12 protein-coding genes are annotated in these 12,205 nt (G+C 59.1%); 5 read left to right on the top strand and 7 right to left on the bottom strand.

What is annotated here, in order from left to right:
• The first annotated feature begins 63 nt into the window (after positions 1-63).
• Positions 64-666 carry a cold-shock protein gene (locus AACY19_RS07340; RefSeq protein ID WP_339449389.1) on the top strand — a complete coding sequence of 201 codons (603 nt, stop codon included), beginning with the start codon at positions 64-66 and terminating at the stop codon, positions 664-666.
• Between the two features lie 64 nt (positions 667-730).
• Here AACY19_RS07340 and AACY19_RS07335 read toward each other — a convergent pair whose 3' ends face one another.
• Both AACY19_RS07335 and AACY19_RS07330 read right to left on the bottom strand, forming a co-directional pair.
• Positions 731-937: a SlyX family protein gene (locus AACY19_RS07335; RefSeq protein WP_064391789.1), complete on the bottom strand. Its 207-nt coding sequence runs from the start codon at positions 935-937 to the stop codon at positions 731-733.
• Positions 938-940: 3 nt separating this feature from the next.
• Positions 941-1,366: an HIT family protein gene (locus tag AACY19_RS07330; protein ID WP_339449386.1), complete on the bottom strand. Its 426-nt coding sequence runs from the start codon at positions 1,364-1,366 to the stop codon at positions 941-943.
• A gap of 895 nt (positions 1,367-2,261) precedes the next feature.
• Here AACY19_RS07330 and AACY19_RS07325 point away from each other — a divergent pair.
• Positions 2,262-3,611 (top strand): OprD family porin, encoded by a 1,350-nt coding sequence (locus tag AACY19_RS07325; RefSeq protein ID WP_339449384.1) that lies wholly within the window; start codon positions 2,262-2,264, stop codon positions 3,609-3,611.
• A 118-nt stretch (positions 3,612-3,729) separates the two neighbouring features.
• On the opposite strand, the gene AACY19_RS07320 is transcribed toward AACY19_RS07325, so the two are convergent.
• Positions 3,730-4,572 carry a mechanosensitive ion channel family protein gene (locus AACY19_RS07320; protein WP_339449382.1) on the bottom strand — a complete coding sequence of 281 codons (843 nt, stop codon included), beginning with the start codon at positions 4,570-4,572 and terminating at the stop codon, positions 3,730-3,732.
• Between the two features lie 152 nt (positions 4,573-4,724).
• Positions 4,725-5,210 (bottom strand): YajQ family cyclic di-GMP-binding protein, encoded by a 486-nt coding sequence (locus AACY19_RS07315; RefSeq protein WP_339449380.1) that lies wholly within the window; start codon positions 5,208-5,210, stop codon positions 4,725-4,727.
• 140 nt (positions 5,211-5,350) lie between these two features.
• On the opposite strand from AACY19_RS07315, the gene AACY19_RS07310 reads away from it, so the two are divergent.
• From AACY19_RS07310 to AACY19_RS07300, 3 genes are read left to right on the top strand one after another with little or no spacing between them, the layout of a single operon-like run.
• Positions 5,351-6,268 (top strand): putative 2-dehydropantoate 2-reductase, encoded by a 918-nt coding sequence (locus AACY19_RS07310; protein WP_339449378.1) that lies wholly within the window; start codon positions 5,351-5,353, stop codon positions 6,266-6,268.
• Positions 6,269-6,313: 45 nt separating this feature from the next.
• Positions 6,314-8,350, top strand: coding sequence for a sensor histidine kinase (locus AACY19_RS07305; protein WP_339449376.1), 2,037 nt, complete (start codon positions 6,314-6,316; stop codon positions 8,348-8,350).
• A 3-nt stretch (positions 8,351-8,353) separates the two neighbouring features.
• Positions 8,354-8,938 carry a cob(I)yrinic acid a,c-diamide adenosyltransferase gene (locus AACY19_RS07300; protein WP_339449374.1) on the top strand — a complete coding sequence of 195 codons (585 nt, stop codon included), beginning with the start codon at positions 8,354-8,356 and terminating at the stop codon, positions 8,936-8,938.
• Between the two features lie 119 nt (positions 8,939-9,057).
• On the opposite strand, the gene AACY19_RS07295 is transcribed toward AACY19_RS07300, so the two are convergent.
• From AACY19_RS07295 to argJ, 3 genes are all read right to left on the bottom strand, one after another.
• Entirely contained in the window at positions 9,058-10,005 is a 948-nt protein-coding gene (locus tag AACY19_RS07295; RefSeq protein WP_339449373.1) for a Nudix family hydrolase, read from the bottom strand.
• Positions 10,002-10,634 carry a glutathione S-transferase family protein gene (locus AACY19_RS07290; RefSeq protein WP_339449371.1) on the bottom strand — a complete coding sequence of 211 codons (633 nt, stop codon included), beginning with the start codon at positions 10,632-10,634 and terminating at the stop codon, positions 10,002-10,004. The genes AACY19_RS07295 and AACY19_RS07290 overlap by 4 nt, the downstream gene beginning before the upstream one ends.
• 291 nt (positions 10,635-10,925) lie before the next feature.
• Entirely contained in the window at positions 10,926-12,143 is a 1,218-nt protein-coding gene (argJ, locus tag AACY19_RS07285; RefSeq protein WP_339449369.1) for a bifunctional glutamate N-acetyltransferase/amino-acid acetyltransferase ArgJ, read from the bottom strand.
• Between the last annotated feature and the right edge of the window lie 62 nt (positions 12,144-12,205).

Raw genomic sequence — 12,205 nt, 5'->3', positions numbered from 1 at the left:
TCCGAAGCGAACCGTGCGCCTTCAGCTCTTCCTTGTGAGCCGTCATAACGTGAGCCAATCAAAATGTTGAAAATTGTCCACCTGCTAATGGGCGCAGCGGCATTACTGCTGTCGTTCATCCCTAGCTTGAAAGCCGAAGCCGTTCCCTACCTGCAACAACCCGATGCACTTTACCTGGCCTTTTTCGGCCTGTTGAACCTGGTACTCGCCCCGGTAATCCCTTACTGGAACAAAGGCCCGCGCCAGCATCTGCAAAATCTGGTCAGCGCTCTCCTCGTCCTGACTGTCGTCCTGCAAACCTTGACCCTGATCGCGCCAATGCCTGTCATTGCCGGCCAGCCAGCCGTGTTGTTCAGCCTGGTGATTGCCCTGGTTGCAGTGATCCTGCACCTGGCGGTCAGCTTCTACAAGTCGTCACCTGCCGCCGCGCCAACCAGCTACGACATGAGCAACCGTGATACCGGCACCGTGAAGTGGTTCAACACGTCCAAGGGCTTCGGCTTTATCTCCCGGGATTCCGGCGATGATATTTTCGTGCACTTTCGGGCGATTCGTGGCGAAGGCCACCGCGTGCTGGTCGAAGGCCAGCGCGTTGAGTTCTCGGTGATGAACCGGGACAAAGGCCTGCAAGCCGAGGACGTCATCGCCGCCCTGCCGCGCCGCTGACCCAAAGCAAAAAACCGCGAACAGCCTGACTGTTCGCGGTTTTTTTTATGCCTGAAACAAAGGCTTAATAATGCGGCGGCGGGGCATCTTCCTCGAAAGAGCCGAACTGGCCGACCATCTCTTCCTGGCGTTTGAGCAACGCAGCCATCTGCAATTGCAGACGTTCAACCACACGCTGCTGGGCCACCAGCACATCATTCAAGGCCTGGATGGTGTCATCCTGAAACGCCAGACGGCTTTCCAGATCGGTAACGCGGTCTTCCAGACTCATGATTCAGCCCTCCACAAAGGTGAAATGCTCGGTCAGGACCAGACGCAAGCGCTCACGAATGGCGGCAACCTGCTCGGCACTGTAAGGCCTGGCCGGGTGCCTGCCCCAGACCGGCGCGGGCCAGGCCGCGTCATCGCGATGGCGCACAATCACGTGCATATGCAACTGACTGACAACATTGCCCAGGGTCGCGACGTTCATCTTGTCGGCGTCAAACAGATCCTTGAGCAACTCCGCCAGCGCGGTGGTTTCTTTCCACAGTTGCTGCTGATCGGCGACATCCAACTGAAACAACTCGCTGATATCGTCCCGACGTGGCACCAGAATGAACCACGGGTAATTCGCGTCGTTGGACAGCAACAGCCGGCAGAGCGGGAAGTCGCCGATAACCAGCGTGTCCTGTTGAAGTCGTGAATCTAAAGCAAACACTGCGCGCACTCCCGGCTGATCTACGTTATTCAGCTTAGCGGCTAACCCTTTGGACAGCACACCAAGCGACAGGACGGCAGCATACCTGCGATTGAGGCGGGCTTCACGACGACCGTGCTGCACCCTCTTGTTCTGACGCCCCGATATGTGACATTTACCGGCGAGACGCACCATCACGGAACCCGCACAGCCTCTGAACCCTGAGAAATGACGGAAAAGCCCGCAGGCGCCCGGCTCACAAACCCGCCTGCATTGTATGAATGCGGAACAGCTGTAAATTTTTTTGCACCAAAACCGCACAGTGCGTCTACGCTCACTGCGGCAGGTATCCGCCAAATACTCACTGGCGGGGTGAACCGGTAACGTTTTTGGTTGTCACGCGCGCCTGGCGTCGCGGCAACACCAAAGCAGGAATGGCGTCAAGCCCAGAGAAAAAGCGGCTTGATGCCCCGTATTTATGAGGTTTTTACAGGCACAGGAAGGCGTTCAGAAAAATAACCGCAGCAGAAAGGCGGTTTGTGCACGCTTGTTGCATTCATACCCATATGGACTATAAGCGCACCACCGGAAGTGGATGCCTTAAGCCCCATAAGAACAGTGGCAGGGTTGCCCGATGGAGATTCAAGTGTTTTGCCAGGGACTCTTTTTTACCGATGCAAAAAGGCCCATAAACAGCGAGAAAGTTGTCAGTCCGGCTGCGTCGGTACTGTGAATTTGCGACATCCACCTCGCCATTTGCGACAACGTCGTAAAGAAGCAGAAAGGTTAGATTCGCAAGTATCGCCAACATTGTCGGCGTGATATAAGTTTGCGCCGACACAAAAAGAAAGAGCCGCCCAGATAATAAAACAGGTGGGACGGCAGTACTCTTCTAAAACCAAAGGAGCAAATCACGATGCGCGTGATGAAGTGGAGCATGATCGCACTGGCAGTTGCAGCAGCAGCCAGTTCTCAGTTGGCTACGGCCGCCCCGTTTGTAAGTGACCAGGCTGAAGCCAAAGGTTTTGTTGAAGACGCGACGCTCACCGAGACGTTGAAGAACTACTACTTCAACCGCGACAACAAGAATGGCGGTAACGATCAGAAAGACTGGACACAAGGTTTCCTCGGTAACTTCACCTCCGGTTACACCCAAGGCACTGTTGGTGTCGGTATCGATGCATACGGTTACCTGGCTCTGAAACTGGACGGCGGTGACGGTACTTCGGGTTCGGGCAACATGAGCCGTAGCGACACCGTCAACCCGAACAACGGTGCTCGCGACGTCAACGACAGCCAGGGCAAAGCAGGTGCGTCGATCAAGTTCCGTGTTTCCAAAACCGAACTGAAATTCGGCGACATGCAGCCAAGCACTTCCCCAGTGTTCGCTGTGGGCGGTTCCCGCATCCTGCCGCAAACGGCCACTGGCTTCCAGTTGCAGAGCAGCGAAGTGAAAGACCTTGACCTCGAAGCCGGTCACTTCTACTCCGGCTCCAGCCAGGACAAAAACGCACGCGATGGTGGCCTGTACGCCAACTACGCGGGCGTGGAAGCCAACACGATCGACTACTTCGGCGGCAAGTACGGCATCACCGAAAACCTGAGCGCTTCGCTCTACGGTGCCAAGCTGGAAGATATCTGGAACCAGTACTACGCGAACGTGAACCTGACCACCCCGTTCGGTGGCGACACTTCGCTTAACACTGACTTCAACATCTATCGCACCACCGACACCGGTAACAAGGAGGCAGGTGACATCAGCAACACAACCTTCTCCCTGGCAACCGCGCTGTCGTTCCTGAAAGCGCACACCTTCACCCTGGGCTTCCAGAAGGTCAACGGCGATACCCCGTTCGACTACATCGGTGTGGGTAAAAACAACCGTGGTGGCGACTCGATCTTCCTCGCCAACTCCATCCAGTACTCTGACTTCAACGGTCCTGGCGAGAAATCGGTTCAAGCCCGTTACGACCTGAAAATGGCTGAGTATGGCGTTCCAGGCCTGAGCTTCATGGTTCGCTACGTTAAAGGTTGGGACATCGACGGTACCAGCACTCCAGCGGGCAGCGCTTACGCTGGTCTGTACGGTGAAGACGGCAAACACCACGAAACCAACTTTGAAGCCAAATACGTTGTTCAGTCTGGCCCGGCCAAAGACCTCTCCTTCCGCATTCGTCAAGCCTGGCACTCTGCCAACGCTGACCAAGGCGAAGGCGATGTCAAAGAGTTCCGTCTGATCACCGAATACCCACTGAACATCTTGTAATTGTCAGTGGTTAGTTTGGAAGCATAAAAAAAGGCCCATCTTCGGATGGGCCTTTTTTATTGACTTCCATTTCAAGTAATGGCTAGACCAAAAAGTCAGGCAATTAATTAGCAACCTATCATTGTGTTGCTGATTCCTGCACCACGCGGATCACGCGTTGCGGAAAAGGAATATCAATGCCGGCAGCCTTTAAACGATCACGAGACTGTTCGTTAAACATGAACATCACATCCCAGTAGTCTGCAGTTTTCACCCAGGCACGCAGGGAAACAGTGATCGAACTGTCGCCCAGCGTCGAAATCACCGCCTGTGGCTCAGGGTCTTGCAGAACGCGTTCATCCTTGGCCAGATCCAGCAGTACCTGACGCGCTTTTTGCAGATCGGCTTCGTAATCCACACCGACATCGAACACCACTTTACGGGTCGGCTGACGGTTGGTGTTGGTGATGATGCCGTTGGACAGATTGCCGTTCGGCAAAATGATGGTCTTGTTGTCACCGGTACGCAGCACGGTGTGGAAGATCTGGATGCTGTCGACCGTACCCGCCACGCCTTGCGCTTCGATCCAGTCACCGATACGGAACGGACGGAACAGCAGAATCAGCACGCCGCCGGCGAAGTTCGCCAGGCTGCCCTGCAAGGCCAGACCGATCGCCAGACCGGCCGCACCGATTGCGGCAACGAAGGAGGTGGTTTCAACACCGATCATCGAAGCGACGCTGACAATCAGCAGCACTTTGAGAATGATGTTCGCCAGGCTGCTGATGAAGCCTTGCAGCGCCAGATCGGCATTGCGCAGGGCCAGCAGACCGCCGAGTTTTTGCGTGACCTTGTTGATCAGCCACCAGCCAATGGCCAGGGTAATCACCGCCAGCAGCACGCGACTGCCGTACTCCATGATCATCGGAATCCACGCCTGGGATGCCTTGACCAGGTTGTCCACCTCAGCATTCAAATCCATATTTTATCTCCTGATTTCCGGCTTCCCGGGGTGTATTCAAAACAACTGTGGGAGCGAGCCTGCTCGCGAATGCGGTTTGTCAGTCAACTCATCGCTGAATGAAACACCGCATTCGCGAGCAGGCTCGCTCCCACATAGCCTTCAGACCAATCTTAGTCGCGGAAGTTGTTGAACTGCAGAGGCATCCCGAATTCCTTGGCCCGCAGCGCAGCGATGGCCTCTTGCAGGTCATCCCGCTTCTTGCCGGTCACACGCACCTGCTCACCCTGAATGGCGGCCTGTACCTTGAGTTTGGCCTCCTTGATGTGGCCGACGATTTTCTTCGCCAACTCCTTGTCGATGCCTTCCTTGAGCACGGCGTCCTGCTTCATCAGCTTGCCCGATGCGTAGGCGTCCTTGACCTCAAGGCACTGCACGTCGATCTTGCGCTTGACCAGCGCCAGCTTGAGGATTTCGATCATCGCTTCCAACTGGAACTCGGCTTCAGCGGTCAGGTTGACGGTCAGGTCCTTTTCCTTGAACTCGAAGCTGCCTTTGCCTTTCAGGTCATAACGACGATCGAGTTCCTTCACGGCGTTCTCGACCGCGTTGGTGAGTTCGTGTTTGTCCAGTTCGGATACCACGTCGAACGACGGCATGTAATCTCTCCAATAAAAAGGCGCGCTCGATGAGGATGGCGCGCGCTTGGCTTGCGGTTAAAATCGGGCTCATTATAACGGGTCTTTTCCCACGAACACGGCGAGCCACACATGCCTGTACGCAATCGAGCAAAAAACTGATGTCGACCACCTGGCACGTTCTTGGCGCCGGCAGCCTCGGCACACTGTGGGCCACACGTCTGGCCCGGGCCGGTTTGCCCGTGCGCCTGATCCTGCGCGATGCCGCGCGTTTGCAAAGCTATGCGGCGGTTGGCGGATTGACCCTGGTAGAAAACGGACAAGCTCATACCTATGCAGTTCCCGGCGAAACCCCGGACAGCCCCGAGCCGATTCGCCGATTGCTGGTCGCGTGCAAGGCCTATGACGCCGAAGAGGCCGTCGCCCGCCTCGCTTCACGCCTCGCGCCGAACGCCGAACTGATCCTGCTGCAGAACGGCCTTGGCAGTCAGGGCGCCGTCGCCGCGCGTGTGCCACAAGCGCGCTGCATCAGTGCCTCCAGCACCGAGGGCGCGTTCCGTGATGGCGATTGGCGCGTGGTGTTCGCCGGTCACGGGTTCAACTGGCTGGGCGATGGCGCAAATCCGCTGGCGCCGGTCTGGCTGGACGACCTGCAAGCGGCGAACATTCCCCATGAATGGAGCGCCGACATCCTCACCCGCCTGTGGCGCAAACTGGCGCTGAACTGCGCGATCAACCCGTTGACTGTGCTCCACGATTGCCGTAACGGCGGGCTGAGCGAGCATCACTGCGAAGTCGCCACACTCTGCGCCGAACTGGCCGAACTGCTCGAACGCTGCGGCCAGCCGGCTGCGGCGGACAATCTGCAAGCGGAAGTCGAACGAGTGATTCACGCCACCGCCGCCAATTACTCTTCGATGTATCAGGACGTCGCCAACCAGCGCCGCACCGAGATCAGCTATCTGTTGGGCCACGCCTGCAAAGTCGCTGAGCGCCATCAGTTGCATCTGCCGCATCTGCACCAGTTGCAGCAGCGTTTGGTGGCGCATCTGCGCAAGCGTGGATTGCCCAGTGACTGAGCAGCCGCTAGGCTGACGACTTGTTCCCCTGCTGCGATAAACCTGATGCCATTGCGCCAGCGCCTTGAAAACCTGCCGGTCGGCCAGAAACTGCTGGCGGCCCTGCTGGTGCTGTTGACCACCGTTCTGCTGGTCGCCAACCTCACCTTTATCAGTGCCGCCTACTACATCTCCCAGGAAAGCATGGCGCCGCAAGCCTTGCAGACCATCGGCCGACTGATTGCCAACCCGAGCCTGGTCGGCGATGCCCTGCAATCACCGCAAAGCGCCGAGCGTCTGCTCAAGGAACTCGACAGTTACTCACCGCTGCGTGCCGCCGCGTTGTATGACGGCAAGGGCGAACGGATCGCACAGGTGCAGCACGGCGAAAAACTCAAGCTGCCCGAGCGCTTTCGGCATATCGAAGCCTGGCAACTCACCGAATTTCGCAGCAATCAGTTGATCACCCTGCCCCGCCCCGGCACCGCGCCCGGTCACCTGTTGCTGGTCGCCAGCAGTGAACTGCCGATGGCGTTCTACACCGGCACGCTGACCGCGAGCCTTGGCATCCTGATTTTCAGTGTGCTGCTCTGGCTGGTGATTGCCCGGCAGATCAAACGCCTGATCACCCGGCCGATCCATCAACTCGAAGAGCTCTCACGTCAGGTCACCCGCGAAGAGAACTACGCCCTGCGTGCCTCGCGCGGCAATCATGACGAAATCGGCAGCCTCGCCGAAGCGTTCAACACCATGCTCTCGCGCATCGAAGCCCGCGAGCAGCAGCTCAAGCGCGCCCGCGATGACTCACAGGCCGCCTACGATCAGGCGCAAGGGCTGGCTGAAGAAACCCGCCACACCAACCGCAAGCTGGAACTCGAAGTCCAGGTGCGCAGCAAGATCGAAAAGAAGCTCACCGGTTTCCAGAACTACCTCAACAGCATCATCGACTCGATGCCCTCGGCGTTGATCGCCCTCGACGAGCAGCTCTACGTCACCCAGTGGAACCAGGAGGCCAGTGCCCTCTCCGGCACGCGCCTGGATGAGGCCCTGAACCAGCCGATCTTCCTCGCCTTCGAACCGCTCAAGCCGTTTCTGCCGCAACTCAAGCAAACCGTCGAGCAACACACCGTGGCGAAAATCGAGCGGGTGACGTGGTTCAAGGACGATGAACCGAAGCATTACGCGCTGACGTTCTACCCGTTGATGGGCGGTGCCGGGCGCGGGGTGGTCATCCGTATCGACGACATCACCCAGCGCCTGTCACTGGAAGAAATGATGGTGCAGTCGGAAAAAATGCTCTCGGTTGGCGGCCTCGCCGCCGGCATGGCCCACGAAATCAACAACCCGTTGGGCGCGATCCTGCATAACGTGCAAAACATCCGCCGGCGCCTGTCGGGGGATCTGCCGAAGAACTTCGAAACCGCCGAGCAACTGGGCATCGAGCTGGACACGGTCAATCGCTACCTGCAAGTCCGCGAAGTCCCGCAATTGCTTGATGGCATTCAACAGGCCGGCGCCCGGGCGGCGAAAATCGTCACGCACATGCTCAGTTTCAGCCGCCGCAGCACCCGGCAAATGGCACCTTGCGATCTGCCGGCGCTGATTGATCAAGCGGTGGAAATTGCCGGCAACGATTTCGATCTGGCCATCGGTTTCGACTTCAAGGGCCAGGCGATCATCCGCCAGTTCGACCCGGCGCTCGGCCCCGTGCCGGGTACGGCCAACGAGCTGGAGCAAGTGCTGCTCAACCTGCTGAAAAACGCCGCGCAGGCCATTCACCAGCGCGAGGACGACAGCGAACCAGGGCGCATTATTCTGCGCACCCGGCTCAATCCACCGTGGGCCGAGATTCAGGTCGAAGACAACGGCATCGGCATGAGCGAGAACGTGCGCAAACGCACCTTCGAGCCGTTCTTCACCACAAAGGAAATCGGCCAAGGCACCGGGCTTGGCCTGTCGGTGTCGTACTTCATCATCACCAACAATCACAAAGGCCAGATGGAAGTGCAGTCGGCGCCGGGCCAAGGCACCTGCTTCACCCTGCGCCTGCCACTGGCGCAACCGGCGCCGCTGTCGGCAGAAACCAATCAACTACCGAGGTAATTCATGGGCTTTCGCTTGTCGAAGATCTACACCCGCACCGGCGACAAAGGCGAAACCGGCCTGGGCGATGGCCGCCGCGTCCCCAAAGACCATCCGCGCATCGAGGCCATTGGCGAGGTCGATACGTTGAACAGTCAGATCGGCGTGCTACTGGCCGGGTTACTGACCGAGCGCGACGCGTTTCCGGGGCTGAATGAACTGATCGACGTGTTGGCGCCTTGTCAGCACCGCCTGTTTGATTTGGGTGGCGAGTTGGCGATGCCCGAATATCAGGCGTTGAATACTGCAGAAATCGAGCGGCTGGAAGCGGCGATTGACGTGTGGAATGACGAGTTGGGGCCGCTGGAGAATTTCATCTTGCCGGGCGGTTCGATGCTGATCGCACAAGCCCATGTCTGCCGCAGTCTGGCGCGCAGTGCCGAACGACGTTGTCAGCATTTGAATGCAATTGAGCCATTGGCCGGGGTGGGGCTGGCGTATATCAATCGGTTGTCGGATTTGTTGTTCGTCGCGGCGCGGCTGATTGCGCGGCGGCAGGGGGTGGCGGAGATTTTGTGGCAGCCAGCCACAAAACCCGCAGCTAAATAGCACCTGATCGGCCGCCACCGCTGGCAAGTCAGCTCCCACAGGGTTTTGTGTCGTTCACAAATGTTGTGTACACCAAAAACCTGTGGGAGCTGGCCTGCCAGCGAACAGGCCTGCAGCCTTTACAGGGAGTCAGGCCAGAACGCGCGAATCCCCGCGACACCCTGCGCGCCAATGCCCCAAGCCTTTTCGCGCTCTGCCGGGCCAACCCCACCCAACAGAAACACCGGTTTACTGAAACCTTCGATCAACGTCGAAGCCTGTTCCCAACCCAATGGCTGCGCATCCGGGTGGGTCAAGGTCGGCTGCACCGGCGACAGGGTGACGAAATCCACGCCCATCTGCTCGGCCAGCGCCAATTCTTCAGCGTTGTGGCACGATGCCGCCAACCAGCGCTCAGCCGGCAACGGGCGCCCCGCCGCCGCGTATTTACGCAGCTGTGCAGACGTGATGTGCCAACCGGCCGACGGGAAATCACCCAGCCATTCGAACGGCCCCTTGATCATCAACTGCGCCTTGCCCGCGCACAGACCGGCAGCATCCACCGCCAGATCACGGTACTTCGGGTCATAACCATTGGGCGCGCGTAACTGGACCAGCTTGATCCCACCGGCAATCGCTTTCTGGATACCGCGCAGCAACGCCGGGGTTTCCAGGTCTTCGGGGGTGATCAGGTACTGTGCGGGTAAACGCGCGGCGGCAACGATAGGCTGGTTGGCGGCCGGAAACTCATAGTTCACCAGTTCTTTTGCGCTAACCCAGGCCAATGGCTGGCCTTCGGCACCATGGGGCTCGCCGGTGAACGCCGACACTTCCCAGACATCCAGCAACACCTGTTTGTCCGGGTAGTCGTGACGTACCTTGATCAACGGTCGTGCAGCGCCGACGACGATGCCCAACTCTTCGTGCAGCTCGCGGGCCAGCGCGCTTTCGACCGATTCGTCCGCCTCGACCTTGCCCCCGGGGAACTCCCACAAACCACCCTGGTGCTGGGTGTCGGCGCGGCGGGCGATGAGGATTTTGCCACTGTCGTCACGAATGACGGCGGCGGCGACGTGTACGCGTTTCACGAATTCAATTCCTCCAGTCCAGCCTGCTGCCATGCCTTGAAGGCTGGCCATTGGTAGACGGTTTCAACATAGGCAGCGTCGGCGTCGGGCAACGGCACTTGATAGGTACGCAGGCGCACCGCAATCGGTGCAAAGAACGCATCAGCCAGACTCACCCGGCCAAACAGATACGGCCCGCTCTCGGTGGCGGTAGCCCGGCATTCGGCCCACAGTGCGAGCATGCGCTCGATATCGGCCTTCACTTCGGGCGGCACCGGGTTGAGTGGCGCGTCGTGGCTGAGTTTGAACGGCATGTGATTGCGCATGGCGAAGAAGCCGCTGTGCATTTGTGCACAAGCGGATCGCGCCTGGGCGCGGGCAAAAATATCGGTCGGCCAGAGTTGCTCGGACGGGAACTGCTCGGCGAGGTACTCGGCAATCGCCAGCGAGTCGGCAATGGTGCCCCGCGCGGTTTTCAGCAGCGGCACCTTGGCGGTCGGCGAGTGCTTGAGCAGCAGTTCGCGGGTGTCGGGCTTGCCGAGCTTGACCAGTTCTTCAGTGTAGGGTGCGCCAGTCAACTCAAGCGCCAGGGCGGCGCGCAGAGACCAGGAGGAAAGCAGTTTGTCGCCGATGATCAGGTGCAGGGACATGGTGTGGCGCCTTTTCGTCAGTGGAAAGCTTCAAGACTTGTGGTGTCAGGATCTGCGCCTTCGCGGGCAAGCCCGCTCCCACAGGTTTTGAGGTCGTTCACAAACGTTGTGTACACCCCAAAACCTGTGGGAGCGGGCTTGCTCGCGAAGAGGTCGGCCCATTCAACATTGATGTTGCCTGACAGCTCGCCATCGCGAGCAGGCTCACTCCTACGGGGGATCTGTGGCGTTCACAAAACCACTGTGGGAGCCAGCCTGCTGGCGATGCAGGCGACTCGGTCTCAGGTTAGATCAAGTGCGGTATTCAGCGTTGATCTTCACGTATTCATGCGACAGGTCGGTGGTCCAGATGGTTTCGCTGCAATCGCCGCGACCCAGTTCGATGCGGATGGTGATCTCTTCCTGCTGCATCACCGCCGAACCCTGGGCTTCAGTGTAGGTCGCCGCGCGGGCGCCACGGCTGGCGATGCACACGTCGCCGAGGAACACGTCGATCTTGCTCACGTCCAGATCCGGCACGCCGGCACGGCCGACAGCGGCAAGAATGCGGCCCCAGTTGGGGTCGGAGGCAAACAGTGCCGTTTTGATCAGGGGCGAGTGGGCCACGGTATAGCCGACGTCGAGGCATTCCTGAGGGTTGCCGCCGCTATTCACTTCAACGGTGACGAACTTGGTCGCGCCTTCGCCGTCACGCACGATGGCCTGGGCCACGTCCATGCACACTTCGAACACCGCTTGCTTCAATTTGGCGAACAGCTCGCCTTCAGCGCGGGTGATTTCCGGCAGCGCAGCCTTGCCGGTGGCGATCAGCATGCAGCAGTCGTTGGTCGAGGTATCGCCGTCGATGGTGATGCGGTTGAACGACTTGTTGGCGCCGTCGAGCATCAGGTTGTGCAGGACCTCGCGGGACACTTTGGCGTCGGTAGCGATGTAGCCCAGCATGGTCGCCATGTTCGGTCGGATCATGCCCGCGCCTTTGCTGATGCCGGTCACGGTGATGGTCACGCCATCATGCTCGAACTGGCGGCTGGCGCCCTTCGGCAAGGTATCGGTGGTCATGATCCCGGTAGCGGCGGCTTCCCAGTTGTTCTCCGAGAGGTCATCCAGCGCGGCTTGCAGCGCGCCTTCGATCTTCTCGACCGGCAGCGGCTCGCCAATCACCCCAGTGGAGTACGGCAGAACCTGACTGGCATCCACGCCGGTCAGCTCGGCCAGTTTGCCAGTGGTACGCTCAGCGGCCGCCAGGCCCGGCTCGCCAGTGCCGGCGTTGGCATTGCCGGTGTTGGTCAGCAGGTAACGCACGGCGTTGTGCACGCGTTTTTTTGCCAGGATCACCGGCGCCGCGCAAAAGGCGTTCAAGGTGAACACGCCTGCCACGGTCGAGCCTTCGGCACAGCGCATCACAACGACATCTTTGCGCCCGGGGCGCTTGATGCCGGCCGAGGCGATACCGAGTTCAAAACCGGCAACCGGGTGCAACGTTGGCAAAGGACCAAGACCAACAGCCATGAATGCGCTCCTTACTCAATGATGTCAGCACCGCCACTCGCAGTGACGATGGTTTAAATGGC

The sequence above is a fragment of the Pseudomonas sp. EA_5y_Pfl2_R50 genome, assembly GCF_963970475.1.
GTDB lineage: Bacteria > Pseudomonadota > Gammaproteobacteria > Pseudomonadales > Pseudomonadaceae > Aquipseudomonas.
The sequence above is the reverse complement of the archived record's forward strand: the minus strand, read 5'-3'. Positions and strand labels throughout refer to the sequence as shown.

What these genes read in the sequence shown, in the direction of transcription:
- AACY19_RS07315 (WP_339449380.1), bottom strand. Translation starts at nt 5,210, where the DNA reads ATGCCGTCGTTCGACGTGGTATCCGAACTGGACAAACACGAACTCACC.
- AACY19_RS07290 (WP_339449371.1), bottom strand. Translation starts at nt 10,634, where the DNA reads ATGTCCCTGCACCTGATCATCGGCGACAAACTGCTTTCCTCCTGGTCT.
- AACY19_RS07335 (WP_064391789.1), bottom strand. Translation starts at nt 937, where the DNA reads ATGAGTCTGGAAGACCGCGTTACCGATCTGGAAAGCCGTCTGGCGTTT.
- AACY19_RS07300 (WP_339449374.1), top strand. Translation starts at nt 8,354, where the DNA reads ATGGGCTTTCGCTTGTCGAAGATCTACACCCGCACCGGCGACAAAGGC.
- AACY19_RS07305 (WP_339449376.1), top strand. Translation starts at nt 6,314, where the DNA reads ATGCCATTGCGCCAGCGCCTTGAAAACCTGCCGGTCGGCCAGAAACTG.
- AACY19_RS07320 (WP_339449382.1), bottom strand. Translation starts at nt 4,572, where the DNA reads ATGGATTTGAATGCTGAGGTGGACAACCTGGTCAAGGCATCCCAGGCG.
- AACY19_RS07340 (WP_339449389.1), top strand. Translation starts at nt 64, where the DNA reads ATGTTGAAAATTGTCCACCTGCTAATGGGCGCAGCGGCATTACTGCTG.
- AACY19_RS07325 (WP_339449384.1), top strand. Translation starts at nt 2,262, where the DNA reads ATGCGCGTGATGAAGTGGAGCATGATCGCACTGGCAGTTGCAGCAGCA.
- argJ (WP_339449369.1), bottom strand. Translation starts at nt 12,143, where the DNA reads ATGGCTGTTGGTCTTGGTCCTTTGCCAACGTTGCACCCGGTTGCCGGT.
- AACY19_RS07310 (WP_339449378.1), top strand. Translation starts at nt 5,351, where the DNA reads ATGTCGACCACCTGGCACGTTCTTGGCGCCGGCAGCCTCGGCACACTG.